General features: G+C 36.7%; 24 protein-coding genes. All 24 read right to left on the bottom strand.

Annotation, left to right across the window (positions count from 1 at the left end; genetic code table 11):
- Positions 1 to 3 precede the first annotated feature (3 nt).
- The 24 genes from ID741_RS09360 to fabT all read right to left on the bottom strand — a co-directional run bounded on the left by ID741_RS09360 (position 4) and on the right by fabT (position 18,383).
- Entirely contained in the window at positions 4 to 720 is a 717-nt protein-coding gene (locus ID741_RS09360) for a YebC/PmpR family DNA-binding transcriptional regulator (RefSeq protein WP_218324982.1), read from the bottom strand.
- Positions 721 to 792: 72 nt separating this feature from the next.
- Entirely contained in the window at positions 793 to 1,932 is a 1,140-nt protein-coding gene (locus ID741_RS09355; RefSeq protein ID WP_438719803.1) for a nucleotidyltransferase, read from the bottom strand.
- Between the two features lie 34 nt (positions 1,933 to 1,966).
- A complete protein-coding gene (locus ID741_RS09350; RefSeq protein ID WP_218324980.1) occupies positions 1,967 to 2,695 on the bottom strand; it encodes a class I SAM-dependent DNA methyltransferase in 729 nt (242 codons plus the stop codon).
- Positions 2,695 to 3,033, bottom strand: a complete 339-nt coding sequence (gene rsfS, locus ID741_RS09345) for a ribosome silencing factor (protein ID WP_218324979.1) — start codon at positions 3,031 to 3,033, stop codon at positions 2,695 to 2,697. Before rsfS ends, ID741_RS09350 begins: the two co-directional genes overlap by 1 nt.
- A gap of 27 nt (positions 3,034 to 3,060) precedes the next feature.
- Positions 3,061 to 3,657 carry a bis(5'-nucleosyl)-tetraphosphatase (symmetrical) YqeK gene (gene yqeK / locus ID741_RS09340; protein WP_438719802.1) on the bottom strand — a complete coding sequence of 199 codons (597 nt, stop codon included), beginning with the start codon at positions 3,655 to 3,657 and terminating at the stop codon, positions 3,061 to 3,063.
- Positions 3,647 to 4,243, bottom strand: a complete 597-nt coding sequence (locus tag ID741_RS09335; RefSeq protein ID WP_218325441.1) for a nicotinate-nucleotide adenylyltransferase — start codon at positions 4,241 to 4,243, stop codon at positions 3,647 to 3,649. The genes yqeK and ID741_RS09335 overlap by 11 nt, the downstream gene beginning before the upstream one ends.
- A 59-nt stretch (positions 4,244 to 4,302) precedes the next feature.
- Entirely contained in the window at positions 4,303 to 4,614 is a 312-nt protein-coding gene (yhbY, locus tag ID741_RS09330; RefSeq protein ID WP_218324977.1) for a ribosome assembly RNA-binding protein YhbY, read from the bottom strand.
- A 13-nt stretch (positions 4,615 to 4,627) separates the two neighbouring features.
- The gene (gene yqeH / locus ID741_RS09325; protein WP_218324976.1) at positions 4,628 to 5,737 is read right to left on the bottom strand and encodes a ribosome biogenesis GTPase YqeH; all 1,110 of its coding nucleotides are present in this window, start codon (positions 5,735 to 5,737) and stop codon (positions 4,628 to 4,630) included.
- Positions 5,738 to 6,262: a YqeG family HAD IIIA-type phosphatase gene (locus ID741_RS09320; RefSeq protein ID WP_218324975.1), complete on the bottom strand. Its 525-nt coding sequence runs from the start codon at positions 6,260 to 6,262 to the stop codon at positions 5,738 to 5,740.
- Positions 6,263 to 6,392: 130 nt separating this feature from the next.
- On the bottom strand, positions 6,393 to 7,127 hold the full coding sequence (locus ID741_RS09315; RefSeq protein WP_281419004.1) for an amino acid ABC transporter ATP-binding protein: 735 nt from the start codon (positions 7,125 to 7,127) through the stop codon (positions 6,393 to 6,395).
- A gap of 10 nt (positions 7,128 to 7,137) precedes the next feature.
- The gene (locus ID741_RS09310) at positions 7,138 to 7,827 is read right to left on the bottom strand and encodes an amino acid ABC transporter permease (protein ID WP_218324974.1); all 690 of its coding nucleotides are present in this window, start codon (positions 7,825 to 7,827) and stop codon (positions 7,138 to 7,140) included.
- A gap of 11 nt (positions 7,828 to 7,838) precedes the next feature.
- Positions 7,839 to 8,684, bottom strand: coding sequence for a transporter substrate-binding domain-containing protein (locus ID741_RS09305; RefSeq protein WP_218324973.1), 846 nt, complete (start codon positions 8,682 to 8,684; stop codon positions 7,839 to 7,841).
- 157 nt (positions 8,685 to 8,841) lie between these two features.
- Positions 8,842 to 9,663 (bottom strand): transporter substrate-binding domain-containing protein, encoded by an 822-nt coding sequence (locus ID741_RS09300; protein ID WP_438719801.1) that lies wholly within the window; start codon positions 9,661 to 9,663, stop codon positions 8,842 to 8,844.
- Between the two features lie 142 nt (positions 9,664 to 9,805).
- Complete coding sequence (locus ID741_RS09295) at positions 9,806 to 10,591, bottom strand: acetyl-CoA carboxylase carboxyl transferase subunit alpha (protein WP_438719800.1); 786 nt, start codon at positions 10,589 to 10,591, stop codon at positions 9,806 to 9,808.
- Positions 10,584 to 11,462, bottom strand: coding sequence for an acetyl-CoA carboxylase, carboxyltransferase subunit beta (gene accD, locus ID741_RS09290; RefSeq protein ID WP_218324970.1), 879 nt, complete (start codon positions 11,460 to 11,462; stop codon positions 10,584 to 10,586). Before accD ends, ID741_RS09295 begins: the two co-directional genes overlap by 8 nt.
- A gap of 11 nt (positions 11,463 to 11,473) precedes the next feature.
- Complete coding sequence (locus ID741_RS09285; RefSeq protein ID WP_438719799.1) at positions 11,474 to 12,838, bottom strand: acetyl-CoA carboxylase biotin carboxylase subunit; 1,365 nt, start codon at positions 12,836 to 12,838, stop codon at positions 11,474 to 11,476.
- 6 nt (positions 12,839 to 12,844) lie between these two features.
- Positions 12,845 to 13,267 (bottom strand): 3-hydroxyacyl-ACP dehydratase FabZ, encoded by a 423-nt coding sequence (gene fabZ, locus ID741_RS09280; protein ID WP_218324968.1) that lies wholly within the window; start codon positions 13,265 to 13,267, stop codon positions 12,845 to 12,847.
- Between the two features lie 9 nt (positions 13,268 to 13,276).
- Positions 13,277 to 13,744, bottom strand: a complete 468-nt coding sequence (gene accB / locus ID741_RS09275; RefSeq protein WP_438719798.1) for an acetyl-CoA carboxylase biotin carboxyl carrier protein — start codon at positions 13,742 to 13,744, stop codon at positions 13,277 to 13,279.
- Positions 13,745 to 13,750: 6 nt separating this feature from the next.
- Positions 13,751 to 14,977, bottom strand: a complete 1,227-nt coding sequence (fabF, locus tag ID741_RS09270) for a beta-ketoacyl-ACP synthase II (protein WP_218324966.1) — start codon at positions 14,975 to 14,977, stop codon at positions 13,751 to 13,753.
- Between the two features lie 16 nt (positions 14,978 to 14,993).
- The gene (fabG, locus tag ID741_RS09265; protein ID WP_218324965.1) at positions 14,994 to 15,725 is read right to left on the bottom strand and encodes a 3-oxoacyl-[acyl-carrier-protein] reductase; all 732 of its coding nucleotides are present in this window, start codon (positions 15,723 to 15,725) and stop codon (positions 14,994 to 14,996) included.
- Entirely contained in the window at positions 15,709 to 16,653 is a 945-nt protein-coding gene (fabD, locus tag ID741_RS09260; RefSeq protein WP_438719797.1) for an ACP S-malonyltransferase, read from the bottom strand. Before fabD ends, fabG begins: the two co-directional genes overlap by 17 nt.
- A 54-nt stretch (positions 16,654 to 16,707) precedes the next feature.
- Positions 16,708 to 16,935 (bottom strand): acyl carrier protein, encoded by a 228-nt coding sequence (locus ID741_RS09255; RefSeq protein WP_218324963.1) that lies wholly within the window; start codon positions 16,933 to 16,935, stop codon positions 16,708 to 16,710.
- A gap of 45 nt (positions 16,936 to 16,980) precedes the next feature.
- Positions 16,981 to 17,940 carry a beta-ketoacyl-ACP synthase III gene (locus ID741_RS09250; RefSeq protein WP_438720461.1) on the bottom strand — a complete coding sequence of 320 codons (960 nt, stop codon included), beginning with the start codon at positions 17,938 to 17,940 and terminating at the stop codon, positions 16,981 to 16,983.
- A 2-nt stretch (positions 17,941 to 17,942) separates the two neighbouring features.
- Positions 17,943 to 18,383 (bottom strand): fatty acid biosynthesis transcriptional regulator FabT, encoded by a 441-nt coding sequence (gene fabT, locus ID741_RS09245; protein ID WP_218324962.1) that lies wholly within the window; start codon positions 18,381 to 18,383, stop codon positions 17,943 to 17,945.
- Positions 18,384 to 18,602: the final 219 nt, after the last annotated feature.

The following is an 18,602-nucleotide window of genomic DNA, read 5'->3' as shown; positions in this document are numbered from 1 at the left end:
TGCTTAGTCTAGTTCTACGTTGTGGTAAATTTGTTGAACATCTTCTAATTCATCTAAGACATCAATCATTTTTTCGAATTTTTCTAAATCATCACCAGTTAAAATAACTTCGGATTGAGGAATCATTTGCATTTCAGCAATTGAAAATTCTTCAATTCCTTTTTCTTTTAAAGCCGTTTGGATACTGTTAAAATCTTCAGGCTCTCCGTAAACAATAATTTGACCATCTTCAGCGACAACATCTCTGACATCAATCTCTTGATCCATTAAATATTCAAGAATTTCATCAGCATCTTCGCCAGCAAAACCGAACAATGCTGTGTTGTCAAACATATAAGAAACAGCGCCAGAAACACCCATGTTCCCGCCATTTTTACCAAAAGCCGCCCGCACATCTGCAGCTGTTCGATTGACATTATTTGTCAATGCATCGACTACTACCATTGAACCATTGGGACCGAATCCTTCATAACGTAGTTCTTGATATGTTTCATCACCAGAGCCTTTAGCTTTTTCAATTGCACGATCAATAATATGTTTTGGCACATTATATGTTTTTGCTCTTTCGATAACAAAACGTAATTTTTGATTAGCATGGGGATCAGGATCACCTGATTTTGCTGCTGCATATATTTCAATTCCAAATTTTGCATATACTCGGCTATTATTGGCATCCTTAGCCGTTTTTTTTGCTACGATATTGGCCCATTTGCGTCCCATATTTTCACTTCACTTTCGTTAATTTCATACTCATCTATTATAACGACTGACGCTTTTTTTGCATAGTCTTTTTTATACTTGCAACGGAAAACGCCCTAGATTTTGTTCTACTGGATGAAGCATCTGATAAATTTGATCACTTCGATAAGTTAACAAATGATTGGCTTGCTCCTGCTTACCTATTTTAGCTGCCATCGGCAAAGTAAAATCTTTTTTATGCTGATTGAGATATTTTTTTCCTGCGTCTGTAAAGCCTAAAATATGTAGCAGTGAATTTTCTTGTTCATAGGCAATCTCAGCTGGTTTTACTTGCAATAAAGTATAGACTAATAAACGCTGAAGTCGTGCTTTCGTATATCTCTTGGTTTGAATTCCAGCTAAATAATCAGAAAAATCTGGTCGCAATTGATTCAACAAACGAAATTCAACGCCTTCATTCATCTGATAAAGCATTTTTAGCTCCTTTGGTGTGCTGACTTTTAACTGATAATAAAGGTATGGCCAAAAATCAGACCAGCTAAGATGATAATCAAATAATTTTTTTTCAGTTAGTTCCGGTACAAAATTTGAAAAATCGTTTCCTAAGTTAACTGCTTGCCGGATTCCAGTTGCCGAAGCAAAACTCTGCACCATCAATTGATTATCATGATAGCCCTGTCCTTGTCGCTTTAAAGGGAATAATGTCATTGGTTTTGCATACTTTGCATTTTCCTTCGCATAGCTTAACGCCAATATATGATTCGGTGGAAATTCAGCCAGTTTTGGTAAAAAATGTCGAACTGTTTGAGCCATTTTTTCAGGGTAACTTAAATTAATTGGTAAGCTCTTAAAATAATTGTCAATTTCAACTTGATGTTGATTAAAAAAATCGCCATAACTTTGGTAATCAAAGTCATTTTCCTCATCCGTTCCAAAACAAAGTGCTTCACACTGCAGGGATTGCAGCATTTTAACACTGCCTCTTGCAAAATAGTCAGCTGATTGAACTGCCCATGAAAAAGGTAATTCCACAACCAAATCGACGCCATTTCTTAGCGCCACTTCTGCTCTATCCCACTTATCTAAGATAGCAGGTTCTCCTCGTTGTAAAAAATTCCCACTCATGACTGCGATGATTATCTCAGCACCAGATAATTTTCGCGCCATTTTTGCATGATACGCATGCCCATAATGAAATGGATTATATTCTACAATAATGCCACAACTTTTCAAATTCTCACCTCACAAAAAAGAGCCGACTAAAAGTCTAGCTCTTATGACAAACAAAAAACCATCGTTGACTATTTTCTTTAGGATTCTCATCTTCAAAGTCTGCAAAAACTTCAAAACTAAAGCCCACTTCTGCTAACATTACTTGATAGGTATTCAAAGAATAAGTTCTTTCTTGATGTAACTCATCAAAGCGTTCAAACAGTTCACCTTTTTTTACAAAAAAAGTTAAAAAATGTTCGATACTATGAGGTTCCTCTCCGGGATAGCTATCCCATAAAAAGGCAAACTCCTCGGTTTGATCATGAAAACTATATTCTGGGAAGACTTGATCAATTTGATAAGTGGAATGTACATCAAAAATAAAAGTGCCATCTTTTTCTAATAAATCAAATACCCCTTGGAATACTTTTACTACATCCTCAGCATTTTTCATATAGCATAAAGAATCAGAATAACAAGTCACTGCTTGATAAGTACCAATATCTTTTAAATCCAACATATCACCTTGAATCCATTGAATCGCTAGATCTGCTTCGATGCCTCGTTGGCTGGCAATTGTCAACATCTCTTCAGACAAATCTAAACCGGTCACTTGATAACCTTCTTCAGCAAATTTCACCGCTAAATCTCCGGTACCGCAAGCCAGTTCTAAGATGTTCTCTTGTCCCTTGGTTAAATGACGTTTAGTAAAAGCCAACCATTGATCATATAAAGTTTCATCCATAATTTCATCATAGACAAAAGCAAAAGTTTCATACGCCATTAATCTAACCAGTTAGAAATATTCACTAATGGTGCATCTGACCAAAGTTTTTCTAAATTATAGAATTCTCTTTCGGTTGGGCTGAAAACATGAACGATTAAATCGCCTAAGTCGATTAAGACCCATTTCCCGCCATCTTTACCTTCAATTCGTTTAACTGTAGCGCCGTTTTCTTCCTCTTTATCGACAATTTCTTCCACTATTGCGTTAATTTGACGATCTGAATTCGCTTGGCAAATCATAAAATAATCCGCTAATAAAGAAACTTCTCTTACATCCAAAGCAACGATATCAACAGCTCTTTTTGAATCGGCTGCTTTTACTGCTGTTTCTAACATTTGTTTACTATCTATGGTGATTCCCTCCTATTTTTGACCGGCAACAAAACGGTTATAAGTTTCTAACGTTTTAGGATAGACCGGGTTTTCATTTTCGATTAAATGACTTAATGTGTGTTTTGTCTCAAAGGCGACTGCTTGATCTAAATCCATCAATGCAATACGCCGTGCTTCTTCTACTCCAGGAAAATCTCTTCCAGGTTCAATATAATCAGCCAAATAAATAATTTTAGCTAAATCAGTCATGTTGGCAGCACCTGTAGTGTGAAGTCGAATGGCTTCTAAAATGTCGACATCATGAACTTTTAATTCCAGCTCAACAAAATCTGCACCAACCAATCCGTGCCAAATGGCATTTCCAAATTTTTTTAACATAGCTTGATCAGGGTAGTTTTGGCGTTCAATTTCTAATAAAAATTCTTCATCGCTACGTTCTTTAGCATAGTCATGAGTCAGTGCTGCGATACTAGCTTTTTCAGTTGAAACACCGTATTTTTCCGCCAATAAAATAGCCATTTCTTCCACACCCAAAACATGCTTGAAGCGTTTTTCACTCATTCGCATTTGTACTTGCTGCATCAAAGCTTCGCGATCCATTGCTGAATAATTTTTGCTATAATTCATCTAAATACAATCCTTCTTCCGCAATATATTCTCTGACTTTTTCTGGCACTAAATATCGAATAGAACAACCTTGCTTGACTTGTTGTCTAATATAACTGGAAGACAGCTGAATCTGAGGAACATCTACCCAAATGATTGGATAATTACTTTCTTGCGGATAACCTGGGCGGCTAACACCTACAAAATGAACCATTTGAACCAGTTCATCAATTTTATACCATTTAGGCAAATAAGCTACTTCATCGCCACCAATGATAAAATAATAATCTGCTTCTGGATCTTCAGCAATTAATTCTTTCATCGTGTCATATGTATAACTTTTTCCTTGACGTCGCAATTCTCTTTGATCAATCACTAAATTAGGATTGTCTTCCGTTGCTAATTCTACCATTTTTAATCGATGTTGGCTGGCAATTGCTTTTTTCTCATCTACATGAGGAGGAAGATATGACGGAATTAAATGAACCTCATCAAATCCCAGCTTTTGACCTACTTGATCGGCCACCATTAAATGCGCGGTATGAATCGGATTAAAAGTCCCACCCATTAAACCGATTTGTCTTTTTTTGCCATTCACTTTCGTCATTGGAACAACTTCAGGAAAAGTAACTACATTCGTTTGAAACACAATAATGCCTCCTGTGATTAAATAGTTTTTACTTCACGAGAAATTTTTTGATATTTTTCTTTGTTGGAAGGTTTAAATAAAACCAATACCCGACCAATAATTTGAACAACTTCACAATGAATTTTAGCTTCAAGAACTGTCGCTACATCTTCAGCCACTTCATCAGTATTTTGTAGCAAACTGATTTTTATTAATTCACGTTTTTCCAATGCTTCTGCTATTTGTACCAATACTTCTTCATTTAGACCATTTTTTCCGATTTGAAAGATCGGATTCAAATGGTGCGCTTGGCTTCTTAAAAACCGTTTTTGTTTTCCTCTTAATTCCATGAATAAACTCCTTTTAAATTAATGCTTTGCGAGTCAATACGTCGACTCCTCTAGGTGCCCAACCAGCAACTACTGCTGGTTTTAAAACAGTTACCCAACCTAATCCAGCAAATACAATATCGGTTTTTTCCTTAATCGAAAATTCAAAACGAACCAATTCAGGAAATTCAGCGACTTCATCTGGTCGAGGCGGTTGTAATAATACTCCCACATGTTTTGCATAAAATTCAGTCGCTTTTTCTAATTTAGTACGATGCGGCGTAATATCATTTGATACATAAGCAATGAAAGAGGCTTTCTCTCCACTAACAAAATCGAACCGTGCTAAACCACCTAAGAATAATGTTTGACCAGCATTTAATTGATACACTTTCGGTTTAATTTCTTTATGCGGGGCAATAATTTTCAAATCTTTTTTGCCTAAATAATGCGCCATTTGATGTCGATGAATAATTCCTGGCGTATCAATTAAGAAATGACCATCGTCTAAAGGTATTTCAATCTTGTCTAATGTAGTTCCAGGGAATTGTGATGTGGTAATTAAATCTTGTACACCAGCACTTTGCTTAATAATTTGATTAATCAAAGTTGATTTACCCACATTGGTAACTCCCACAACATAGACATCTCTGCCTTTGCGATATTCTTCGATTTTTGCTAGTAAATTTTCCATTTCGTGAGGTTTTCTAGCACTTGTCAATAAAACTTCTTCAGGGCGCAAACCTTCTTCATGGGCACGCTCTTTCATCCATTGAATCAAATGATTTTTTTTCAATGATTTAGGTAAAATATCAACTTTATTCCCTACCAATAAAACTGGATTGTCGCCAACAAATCGATGCAATCCTGGAATCAAGGAGCCATTAAAATCAAAAATATCCACGACATTAACAATCAAAGCATCTGTTTTACCTAATTCATTTAACAAACGTAAAAAATCATCATCCGTTAAATGAACATCTTGAATTTCATTATAATGACGTAATCTAAAACAACGCTGGCAATAAACATCACCACTAGCCAACCCCTTTTCTAAAGCTGATTGAGGTGTATAACCTAGTTGATTGGGATGTTCTGTCTGAATCTTTGCACCACAACCAATACAATAAATTTCTTCTTCCATTTATATTTCACGCTTCCATTTCATATCTGGATTCTTTTTTAACAAATGTTTCATAATAAAACGTTCAAAAAAACGATTCACTTGCGTATTCCAAGCATCACTATCCACAATTGGACGCACTAAAATACTACGAATACCTGCAGCATTTGATCCGCGAACATCAGTCATAATTTGATCACCAATCATGACAATCTCAGATTTTTCTAAACCTAATTTTTTGCGGGCTTCATTGATTCCATTGGCAAAAGGCTTCATCGCTCGAGAAACAAAGTCTAATTCAAAACTTGCTAAGGCTTTTTTTACCCGACTAGCATTATTATTCGACACCACGACAACTGGAATATCAGCCTCAGCCATCACTTGCAACCAGTCTAATAATTCTTTCGTCCCATTCGGATTATTCCAGGCAATCAAAGTATTGTCTAAATCTGTTAAAACGGCTTTTATGCCTCTTGCTTTCAATTGTTGGGGAGTAATTTGGTATATTGCTTCAACCATCCAGGTTGGTTTATATTTTTCGAACATAGCAACTCCTATATTTCTTCATTTTTCATATCTACAAATCTTGATTATAACTTAAATCCTTTGAAAACTCCACAATCGTGGCAATAAAATAAGAAGAACTCTGTTAAAAGAGTCCTTCTTAATAAAAATTCTATAAAACTTTAGACAAGAAATCAATGGTTCTGGAATTTTTGGTTTGATCAAAAACTTCTTGCGGTGTTCCTTCTTCTACAATAACACCTTCATCCATGAAAATAATCCGGTCTCCAACTTCTTTGGCAAAACCCATTTCATGAGTTACGATAACCATCGTCATACCTTCTTTAGCCAATTGCTGCATCACGGCTAAAACATCACCAACCATCTCAGGATCTAATGCAGATGTTGGCTCATCAAACAGCATCACATCTGGTTGCATTGCCAAAGCTCTAGCAATCGCAATCCGCTGTTGTTGTCCTCCAGATAATGACTGAGGGTATGCATCTGCCTTGTCAGACAAACCAACTTTTACCAAAAGTTCTTTAGCAATTTTTTCAGCAGCATCTTTAGACATTTTTTTTACCCGAATCGGTGACAAGGTAATATTATCTAAAACAGTCATATTAGGGAATAAATTGAATTGTTGAAACACCATTCCCATCTTTTCCCGTGTTTTAAAAATATCATTTTTCTTATCAGTAATGTCGGTACCTTCAAATCTAATTGTGCCAGATGTTGGTATTTCTAATAGATTGATACATCTTAGAAAAGTACTTTTACCAGAACCAGAAGGTCCAATGATAACCAATACTTCTCCTGGTGTGACTTCAGTCGAAATATCTTTTAGTACTTCATTATCACCAAATTTTTTATTTAAATGTTCTACTTGAACCAATGCTTCACTCATAATTGTTCTCCTATCTTTGATATCCGCGACCTAAACGTTTTTCCCATAAAGCTAGCAAACGGGAAGTCACAAAGGTCATTACAAAATAAATACCTGCTGCAACTACGTAAGGTTCTAACGGAATATAAGAATTTGAAATAACAATTTGAGCCGCACCCATTAATTCGTTAATCCCAATCGTTGTCAGCAAAGAAGAATCTTTAATTAAAGTCACAAATTCATTTCCTAATGGCGGTAGGATATTTCTTAATGCTTGTGGCAAAATCACATAACGCATCGTTTGCGCAGGTCTTAAGCCCAGTGAATAAGCTGCTTCTGATTGACCATAATTCACGGCAATAATCCCGCCACGAATAATTTCAGCCACATAGGCACCTGAGTTTAAAGATAAAACCAACATACCTGGAATCAAGCGACCTAAATCAACGGTCAATACACCTACTGATAGATCTCTTGAAGGAAATAACCCTTGTAAGACTAAGAAACCAATCATGATTTGCAGCAACATTGGTGTCCCACGAAAAATCTCAATATAAATATTAGCTAGCCAATTTAAAGGTTTTGTTTTTGCTAATTTCATTAAAGCCATCACAAGACCAATCAATGTCCCTAAAACCACAGTACACATTGATAAGACAATTGTAATACTGGCTCCTGAAAGAAAGTAACCTAAATACTGATGTAAAAACGAAAAATCCAATGACCTAACCTCTATTCTTCTGTTGATTCAGCGACTTGATTGTTCGCTTTTACGTATTCATCAATTTTTCCTTCGCTGATTAATTTCGCAATAATTTTATTTAACTCATCTTTTAATTCAGTGCTACCTTTTGGTAAAGCGATTGAAAAGGCATTGTCATCATCTGTTTTTAATTCTACGTTGGCAATCATTAAATCAGAATTTTGTTCAACATAAGATTCAGCGATGGTTTGTTCAACTACCATACCATCTAAAGATCCTTGATTTAATTCAACGATCATGCTTGGTACTTTATCGATAGAAACTAATTTGGCGCCAGATAGTTGATCTTTCACAATATCTTCTTGGGTTGAGCCTTTTTGTGCGCCAACTTGTTTTCCGTCAAAAGCTGCAATACTGTTTAAAGTATCTTGATTTTTCTTGTTGATAATAATTACTTGTGGTGGATTGTAGTAGTTATCTGTAAAGTCAAACTGTTTTTGTCTTTCAGCAGTTGCCGAAATCCCTGAAACAGCGATATCTGCTTTCCCTTCTTTGACAGAAGCTAAAACTGTATTAAAGCTCATATCTGAAACTTGGGTTTTTACACCAAGTTCATCAGCAATTGCATTAACCATATCAATATCTGCTCCAACGATTTGGTCCTTGCCGTCAACCATTGTGTGGAACTCAAAAGGTGCGAAGTCTGCTGAAGTTGCTACTTTTAAAACACCCGCTTTTTTAATAGAATCTAATGTTACTTCACTTGATGTGTTGTTGCTTCCTGAACTATCTGTGCCACTATCGTTACTGCTGCCACAAGCAGCTAGTGTTACTAATGCCAATAAACCAATGGCGATGCCGGTAATTTTTTTCATCCTAATTCCTCCTAAAAATTTAAAGCTTCTTTTTTTCAATGCACTTATTATAGCATGAAAATTTCAAAAGAAAAGCATTAAGTTGTATAATTATTGAATTATTCTCACTAATTACTGAATAATATCTATTATATTCAGCTTTAAATGTATATTTATTTTATTCGTTCGTTGCTTTTTTTGCTAATTCTTGCGCTTTTGCTACCATTTCATCCACTTGCCCATCATCTTGTAATTCTTTAATGGATTTATTTAATTCCTTTACTAAATCTTCATTTCCTTTAGGTACAGCAATCGAAAAGGAATCTTCTTTCATGCTTTCTAAAGCCATATCGGCAATCATCAAATCAGGATTTTGATCCACATATGATTGTGCAACTGTCTTTTCTGTAACTAGACCGTCCAATGAACCATTCTTTAATTCCACAAAAATATTTGGTAATTTTTCAATTGCCACTAATGTGGATCCAGTTAACTGTTCTTTCACAACGTTTTCTTGAATTGTCCCTTTTTGCGCACCAACTTGTTTCCCTTCAAAACTATCTGTGCCAGTATATTTATCTGCATCAGCTTTTCTAATGACTACTGCTTGTGGAGAAGTATAGTAAGTATCTGTGAAGTCGAAACTCTTTTCCCGCTCGTCAGTGACTGAAATTGCTGAAATTGCCACATCTGCTTTTCCTTCTTTAGTAGCTGCTAGTACATTATTAAAACTCATATCTAGCCATTCAACTTTAACATCCATTTTTTTAGCTATTGCTTCCATCAAGTCAATGTCTGCACCCACAATTTCATCTTTGCCGTCAATCTCCGTGTGGAAGCCAAATGGCGCATAATCAGGAGACGTAGCTACTTTGATGACACCATCTTCTTTAATTTGTGATAATTGATCGCCGTCGCCACCGCTCTCACCACTTGAGCCACATGCTGCTAAACCAAAAATACTTAATCCCATAAATAAAATCGCTAAACTTTTTTTCATCTTACTACCTCCATTATTATCCTTCATTTTTTAAGATAAAAAGATTATAGCATAAAATTCCACAAAATGTAGATAAAATTGAATAATTATTTATCTTTTTATCTAATATACGTATAAAAAAACAGTCTCTATAAAGAGACTGTTAGAATTTACGAAATTTTTCATAACGTCTTTCTAGTAAAGTACTGATAGAAAGCTGCGTTAATTCTGTTAGTTTTTCAATCAAAGCTTTTTGAATCATTCGAGAAATTTTCTCTTCAGCTAATCTTTCACCTTTAAAGGTTTCAGGAATAACTTTATCGATGACACCTAACTCTAAAAGCTCTGGAGCTGTGATTTTCATTAACTCAGCAGCCTCATCCGCTCGTTTGCCATCCTTCCAAAGAATAGATGCAAACCCTTCTGGGGAAAGGACGGCATAAATGCTGTGTTCCATCATCCAAACTTCATCGGCCAATGCCAAAGCTAATGCGCCACCGCTACCGCCTTCACCAAATACCAATGAAATAATTGGCACTTTTAAATCAGCCATTGCTAATAAGTTGGCCGCAATCGCTTCCCCTTCTCCTCTTTCTTCCGCTTCAACACCGCAAAATGCGCCAGGTGTATTCACAAAACAGAGAACAGGTCGTTTAAACTTTTCAGCCTGTTGCATCAAGCGTAATGCTTTTCGATACCCTTCAGGACTAGGTTGACCAAAATTTCGGGCCATATTTTCATTTAGATTTTTTCCTTTTTGAACGCCAATTACTGTGACTGGTTTCCCAGCTAAGTAAGCGACACCACCGACTATTGCCGGATCATCTCCAAAGCGACGATCCCCATGAAATTCTTCAAAATCAGTAAAAATTTGGTCAAATAATTCTAGACTGGTAATGCGATCCTGATGACGAGCTAATTTAACAATTTCGCCTGCAGATTTACTCATTTTGGCACCAACTTTCCTGTTGATGAAGTTCTAATAAGCTTTTTAAGCGAGACTTCAATTCAGTTCGTGGGACAATTTGATCAATAAAACCATGGGCCAATAAAAATTCAGCTTTTTGAAAATCATCTGGTAATTTCTGTCGAATCGTTTGTTCGATTACCCGCCGTCCAGCAAAACCAATTTGACTTTGAGGCTCTGCTAAAATAATGTCGCCATCCATTGCAAAACTTGCTGTTACACCACCGGTAGTCGGATCAGTCAAGACTGTGATATATAACAAACCAGTATTACTATGGCGTTTAACTGCTGCACTGATTTTAGCCATCTGCATTAAAGAAAAAATACCTTCTTGCATCCGCGCGCCGCCTGAAGCTGTAAATAAAACTACAGCTAATTTTTCTTTGGTGGCCCGCTCAAATAGACGGGTAATTTTTTCTCCAACAACAGTCCCCATGCTACCCATAATAAAATTAGTATCCATTACACCAATAGCAAAAGCTGTGCCTTCGATTGTTGCTTTCCCAGTCAAAACGGCTTCATCTAAACCTGTTTTTTTCTTAGTCTCAGCAATTTTTTCGGGATAATCTGGGAAATCAATCGGATTCTTTTCAATAATTCCAGTATCCCATTCTTCTAAACTTTTTTCATCAATGGTTAACGCCAAACGTTCCCAGGCACTAATGCGAAAATTATAGCCACAATGAGGACAAACTTTTTCAGCACCGATTTCCTTTGTATACAATGTTCGTTTACAACTAGGACATTTTGCCCACATATTGTCTGGTACAGCCGGTTTTGCAATCTCTTGGCTATTGGTATAGCGATTAGGATTAATTCGAATATAATTTTTCTTCTTATTAAATAAACCCACTTAACTGCCTCCTACTCGCTTTCTTGCCACTCCGGTAAAAATTTATTTTGTAAAAAACTTGTATCATAGTCTCCCGCAAGAACGTTGGGGTGACTAATTAAGTCCATTTGAAAATCAACATTGGTAATAACACCTTCCGAAACAAATTCTCCCAGTGCCCGTTGCATTTTCATTAATGCTTCAAAACGATTTTCCCCGTGGACAATTACTTTTGCAATCATTGAATCATAAAATGGAGGAATTGTCACCCCACTATACATCGCTGAATCTACTCGTAAACCTAAACCACCACTTGGCAATAATAAAGTCTTTATTGTTCCTGGTGATGGCGCAAAGTTAAAAGCAGGATTTTCCGCATTGATCCGGCATTCAATCGCATGTCCACTGAAAGTAACTTCTGCTTGTTGAATTTCTAAAGGTTCACCACTGGAAATTTTAATTTGCTCTTTAACAATATCAATTCCCGTAATCATTTCTGTAATTGGATGCTCGACTTGGATTCGCGTATTCATTTCCATGAAATAAAACTGCCCATCCATATCTCTTAAAAATTCAATGGTTCCCGCACTCTCATAATTTACAGCTTCCCCAGCTCTAACAGCAATCCCGCCGATTTCATCACGGGTTTTTTGGTCTAATACAATTGAAGGCGCTTCTTCTAAAACCTTTTGATTATTTCGCTGTAAAGAACAATCACGTTCTCCTAAATGAATAACATGACCAAAAGAATCACCTAATATCTGAACTTCAATATGACGGGCAGGAAAAATAATTTTTTCCAAATACATCGAGTCGTCACCAAAAGCCGCTTTTGCTTCGGCTTTCGCAGCCATAAACAATTTTTCTAACTCGTCTTTAGTTTGAACTTTTCGAATACCTTTACCGCCGCCACCAGCAGCAGCTTTTAACATCACAGGATACCCGATTTCATCAGCAATTTTTTCTGCTTCTGCCAAGGTTGAGATTGCTCCGTCGCTTCCAGGAATAACTGGCACCTTTGCTGCTTGCATCAATTGACGGGCATGTATTTTATTTCCCATCGCGTCAATTGTTTTTTCAGATGGACCAATAAATTTAATATTACATTCATGACACATAGTTGCAAACAAACTATTTTCTGATAAAAAACCAAAGCCTGGATGAATCGCTTCAGCGTTTGTCACAATAGCAGCACTTAAGATACTTTGCATATTTAAATAGGAGTCAGTCGATCGCGCTGGACCAATGCAAATAGCTTCATCAGCCATTTCTGTATGCAACGCTTCTCGATCTGCTTCAGAATAAACGCAGACTGTTTGAATTCCTAATTCACGACAAGCGCGAATAATACGAACCGCAATTTCGCCACGGTTAGCAATTAAAATTTTTGAAAACATAGACACCTATCCAATCATAAAGGTTAATTCCGCTTCTGCGACTTTTTTACCGTCAACATATGCGATTCCTTTGCCCATTCCAGCATTGGCTTTTACCTTTGTTAGTTCTACTTCTAAGATTAATGTATCTCCTGGTGTAACTTTTCTTCTAAATTTTGCTTTATCAATACCGCCAAAGTAAGCAGTTTTGCCTTTGAAATCTTCCAAAGAAAGCAAAGCAACTGCGCCAGCTTGCGCCATTGCTTCAATAATTAACACCCCTGGCATTACTGGTTCATGAGGGAAATGACCTTGGAAAAATGGTTCGTTCATAGAAACATTTTTCTTTGCTTTAATACTTTTTCCAGCTTCTAATTCTTCCACCCGATCGATTAATAACATAGGGTAGCGATGAGGAATAATTTCTTTAATTTCTTCGATTGTAAGCATAATTTTCTCCTAACTAATTCTGAAGAGTGGTTGACCATATTCAACAACTTCTTCGTTTTCGACTAAAATTTCGGTAATTGTACCATCAAATTCAGAAGTGATTTCATTTAATAATTTCATCGCCTCAATAATGCAGATGGTTTCGCCTTTTTTGACAGTATCACCTAAGTCTTTAAAGGCTGATTGATCTGGTGCCGGTTTTAAATACACCACCCCAACAATTGGGGAAGAAATAATATCGCCAGTTTTTGGTACTGTTGTTTCAACCGTTTCAACAATGGTTTCGGTTGTTTCGACAACTGATGGGGTCACAGATGTTGGTCCTTCTGTGGCTACTTCATTGTTGGTTGTTTGCACTTGACGGCTCGTTTTATTTTTATTCATGTACAATTCAAAACTGCCTTCACGTAAGTCAAATTCAGTTAGTGAAGATTGATCAAATTGATTCATTAAATCTTTTACACCTTGGATATCCATTAACTTCTAATCCTCCCAACGCTTCAAGCAAATCACTGCGTTGTGACCACCAAAGCCTAGTGAATTACTGACTGCGTAGTTTACCTTCGCATCTTTAGCTTCGTTTACAACAATATTTGCTTCCACTTCTTCGTCTAATTCAGTAACGTTAGCAGTTGGTGGAATAAATTGATGCTGTAAAGCCATTAATGTTGCTACCGCTTCGACCCCGCCAGCTCCACCTAATAAATGACCAGTCATTGATTTTGTTGAGCTAACATAAGTATCTTTTGATAAAGCTGCTACAATTGCTTTACTCTCTGCTTTTTCATTAGCTTGTGTACTTGTTCCATGAGCATTTACATAATCAACATCCGTTGGAGAAATACCAGCTTCTGTAATTGCTTCTGTAATTGCTCTGGCTGCCCCATTACCATCTGGTGATGGTGAAGTCATATGATATGCATCGCAAGTAGCACCGTAACCAACAACTTCGCCTAAAATATTGGCTCCACGTGCTTGAGCATGTTCTAAAGATTCTAAGACTAAGACTCCAGCACCTTCACCCATCACAAAACCTGTCCGTTTTTTATCAAAAGGAATTGATGCTTGATCTGGATCAGTGGCCGTACTTAAAGCCGTTAAAGCTGCAAAGCCCGCAATTCCGATTTCATTAATACAAGATTCCGCTCCACCGGCCACAATCACATCTGAGTAACCGTGTTTAATATTGCGGAAAGCTTCACCGATTGAATGCGTCCCACTAGCACAAGCACTAACTGGGCTATAACAAATTCCTTTTGCACCAATTCTTAAAGCCACATTTCCGGCAGCCATATTGACAATTGCTAAAGGAACAAACATTGGTGACACTCGAGCTGGGCCTTTATGATCCATTTTGATTACTTGGTCTTGTGTCGTTCCCAAGCCACCAATTCCTGAACCAATTAAGACACCAAAACGTTCCATGTTTTCTTCTTCCGTATTGATACCGCTCATAGCCATCGCTTCTAGTGTTGCGTAAATTGCATAAAGTGAATATTTTTCCATTCGTTTCGTATCTTTTTTGACGAAATATTTTTCTAATGGAAAATCTTTAACCTCACCAGCTAAAGTAACGCCAGTTTCTTCAGCATCAAAAGAAGTAATTGGACCAATTCCGTTATTTGCTGTTTTCAAACTATTTAAAAATGTTTCTTCGTCATTTCCAATTGGAGAAGTGACACCAAAACCTGTAATAACTACTCGATTCATTTTGTTCAATCCTTTCTTACATTACCATTCCGCCGTCAATATTTAGCACTTGCCCTGTGATATAAGGACTTTCTGCTAAAAAGACAGCTGCATCAGCGACATCTTGACTATCTCCAAAACGTTGTAATGGAATTTGGGTGATGGTTTGTTCTTTAACTGCATCACTTAATTCATTACTCATATCAGTCACAATAAATCCCGGTGCAATCGCGTTACAAGTGATACCTCGAGGGGCAACTTCGCGAGCAACAGATTTAGTGAACCCAATTACGCCAGCTTTACTTGCTGCATAGTTGCTCTGACCAACATTCCCGATTAAACCAACTACACTGGCCATATTAATAATGACCCCTTCACGCTTTTTCATCATTTTCTTTAAAACTTGTTGCGTCATATTGTACGTACCTTTTAAATTCACATCAATACAAGCTGCAAATTCTTCTGGCTTCATGCGCAATAATAATTTATCGTTGGTTATCCCAGCATTATTAACTAGTACATCGACTGAGCCTAATTGTTCTTCAGTTTCCTTTATCATAGCAGTTGCATCTTCATAAGAAGCAATGTCGCCAGTCACTGAAATACATTTTACCCCAAGTGCTTCAATTGCCTGAATCTTTTCTGGTGCCATTTGGCTACGGCTATTTAAGGCAATGTTGGCACCTTTCTTAGCAAATGCTTCAGCAACACTCCAGCCGATGCCTCGACTACTACCAGTTACTAAAACAACTTTATTGGTTAGCTCCATTTGACCCTCCTAAAAATGTGATGGTTTGTTCTAAAGTTTTAGAATCCTCTACTCGGCTTGTGGCAATGGCACGATCAATCTTTTTGATAAAGCCAGTTAAGGTTTTACCTGGACCAATCTCCACCATTTGTTCAATACCCATATTTTTTAAAGTCACAATACTGTCACTAAAACGGACAGGTGACATTACTTGCTTAGTTAATAGTGCTTTAATCTGATCCTGCTGCATGATTTCAGCAGTCGTATTAGAAATAACTGGAATGTCCATTTCTTTAAATGTAATAGTTTTTAATTCTTCCGCCAATCGATCACTCGCCGATGCTAACAAAGCGGTGTGAAAAGGACCACTCACATTTAATGGAATCATTCTCTTGGCTCCCGCTACGGCTAATAATTCTTCGGCCTTTTCAACTGCTGCAACTTCGCCACCAATAACGATCTGTTGCGGTGTATTATAGTTTGCTGGTGTGACAATCCCAAATGCACTAGCTTCTTCACAGCATTTTTCAATTATTTCAGCTGGCGTATTCATCACAGCGACCATTTTTCCACTTCCGGTTGGCGCTGCTTCTGCCATATATTGACCACGCTTATGAACAAGTTTTACCGCATCAGAAAAATCTAACGCTCCACTAGCAACTAAGGCCGTATATTCTCCTAAACTTAAACCTGCAGTAGCATCTGCTGTAAAGCCTTTTGACTTCAATAAACGTAAAAAAGCAGTGCTAACAGTTAAAATTGCGGGTTGTGTATATTTTGTTTCATTTAATTGCTCATTTTCCGTAAAGCATAAATCAGCGACTGAAAAACCTAGTAAATCACTCGCTTCAGTGAAGGTATCTTTTACAATTTGCTCTTGATTGTATAATTCTTGACCCATGCCGACATATTGTGCCCCTTGGCCACTAAATAAAAAAGCAGTTTTCATATTAATCTCCTAGAAAAAAAGGCCAGGCCTAAGCCTAGCCTAAAATTTTATTGATTATGCAGTTTGTTGCTTTTCAACGTATTCAACTAAATCTTTTACAGTAGCAATTCCGTCTTCTGTTTCGATTTTCACGTCAAATTCGTCTTCGATTTCATTGATGATTTGGAATAAATCTAAGCTATCTGCTTCTAAGTCTTCTTGGATATTTGTTTCTAATTTCACTTCGTCTGCTTCTACCCCTAGTTCTTCAACAATAATTCCTTGGATTTTTTCAAATGTCATTATAAGTTCCTCCACTTAATTTTTAATTTTAATATTTTTAACTCATTACAGCTGGACAAGTAGGTTACCCCACGTTAAGCCGCCGCCATAACCAGTTAGACACACAGTTTGGTTGCCTCCTAATTGAAGGACTTGTTGTTCAACTAATTCATCTAATAAAATTGGAATGCTAGCAGCTGATGTATTGCCATAATTCATTAGATTCATAGGAAATTTTTCAATTGGTTCTTTTAATTTCCGTGCCATCTTTTCGATGATTCGTTTGTTGGCTTGATGGAATAAATAATAATCTACCACTGGTTCATCAGCAGTAAATTTTTTCAAACTTTTCGTCACATCATTCAAAGCAAAATTCCAAATACCGCGACCATCCATTTGTAAATAACTATCTTTTTCTTCCATTTCAAAAACATTCTGACTATTGTGATAACCAGAGGTCAAGCTTTGTGCTCTTTGTCCGTCAGCTTCCAGTGACATTTTTAAAATGCCTGGTTCAGAACTTGCTTCTAATAAAACTCCTGCTGCACCATCACCGAATAATACCGATGTGCCACGATCATTCCAATCAAGCAATTTTGAAATTTTTTCACCGCCAATAACTAAGCCTTTTTGCATCCCGCCTTGAATAAATTTCTCGGCAGTTGTCAAAGCATAGACAAAACCAGAACAAGCTGCGCTAATATCAAATGCCATTGCATTATGAGCACCTAGTTGTCCTTGAACCATACAAGCTACCGAAGGACATGTATAATCTGGCGACATCGTAGCAACGATAATAAAATCAATTTCTTCAGCCGATATAGCAGCCTGAGCAATTAATTTTTCAGCAACTTTTAAACATAAATCTGACGTATTTTCTTCAACCGCAATATGGCGTTGTCTGATACCAGTTCGACTGGCGATCCATTCATCAGAAGTTTCCATAAAACTAGTTAAGTCATCATTGGTTACAACTTTATCTGGTAAATAACGTGCGGTTGCGGTAATTTTCCCATATTGGTTCATACTCATTTGATTTCCTCTAAGTAACTGTATAAATTTATTAAAGCTCGTAAGAATACTTCTTGTTCGTCATCATTTAAATCTTTAATCGCCCGTTTCACCATTTCACGATGAAAATGCTGATGAACTCGAAAGACTAGCTTCCCTTTTTTTGTTAATGCTAATTTTACTACCCGACGATCATCTTCACTACGGATCCGATCAACATAACCTTTTTTAACTAAACGATTGATCGACGTGGTCAAAGTTCCTACCGTCACTAATAACTCTTTTGCAACTTCAGTAGTTGTTTTCTTCTTATACATGCCAATCGCATCAAGCGTATGCATTTCAGTAATCGTCAAATCACTAAACTGTGATTTTTTTAGTTCATTTTCTTCAATCGACAAAACGTCATTAAAGATTGAAACCAAGTAGGTATTTAATTCTTCCCAGTTATGTTCCATGACCCTCACCTAATTAGTTTGATTATCAAATCATTTGACTCTCAAACTATATCTTAAATCATTTGTGAATGCAAGGTTATTTCTTTAAAATTTATTTAAAATCTTAATGGAAGTAACTTTACACACGTATCAGCTGTATTAATTACTTTGATATCCAAGTTAATTTTAACCAAAAAAAAGAGTGACGCAAGTCTTTTAACTTACGTCACTTTTTATAAA

Source organism: Enterococcus sp. AZ103 (genome assembly GCF_051714685.1).
Taxonomy (GTDB): Bacteria; Bacillota; Bacilli; order Lactobacillales; family Enterococcaceae; genus Enterococcus_A; species Enterococcus_A alishanensis.
The sequence above is the reverse complement of the archived record's forward strand: the minus strand, read 5'-3'. Positions and strand labels throughout refer to the sequence as shown.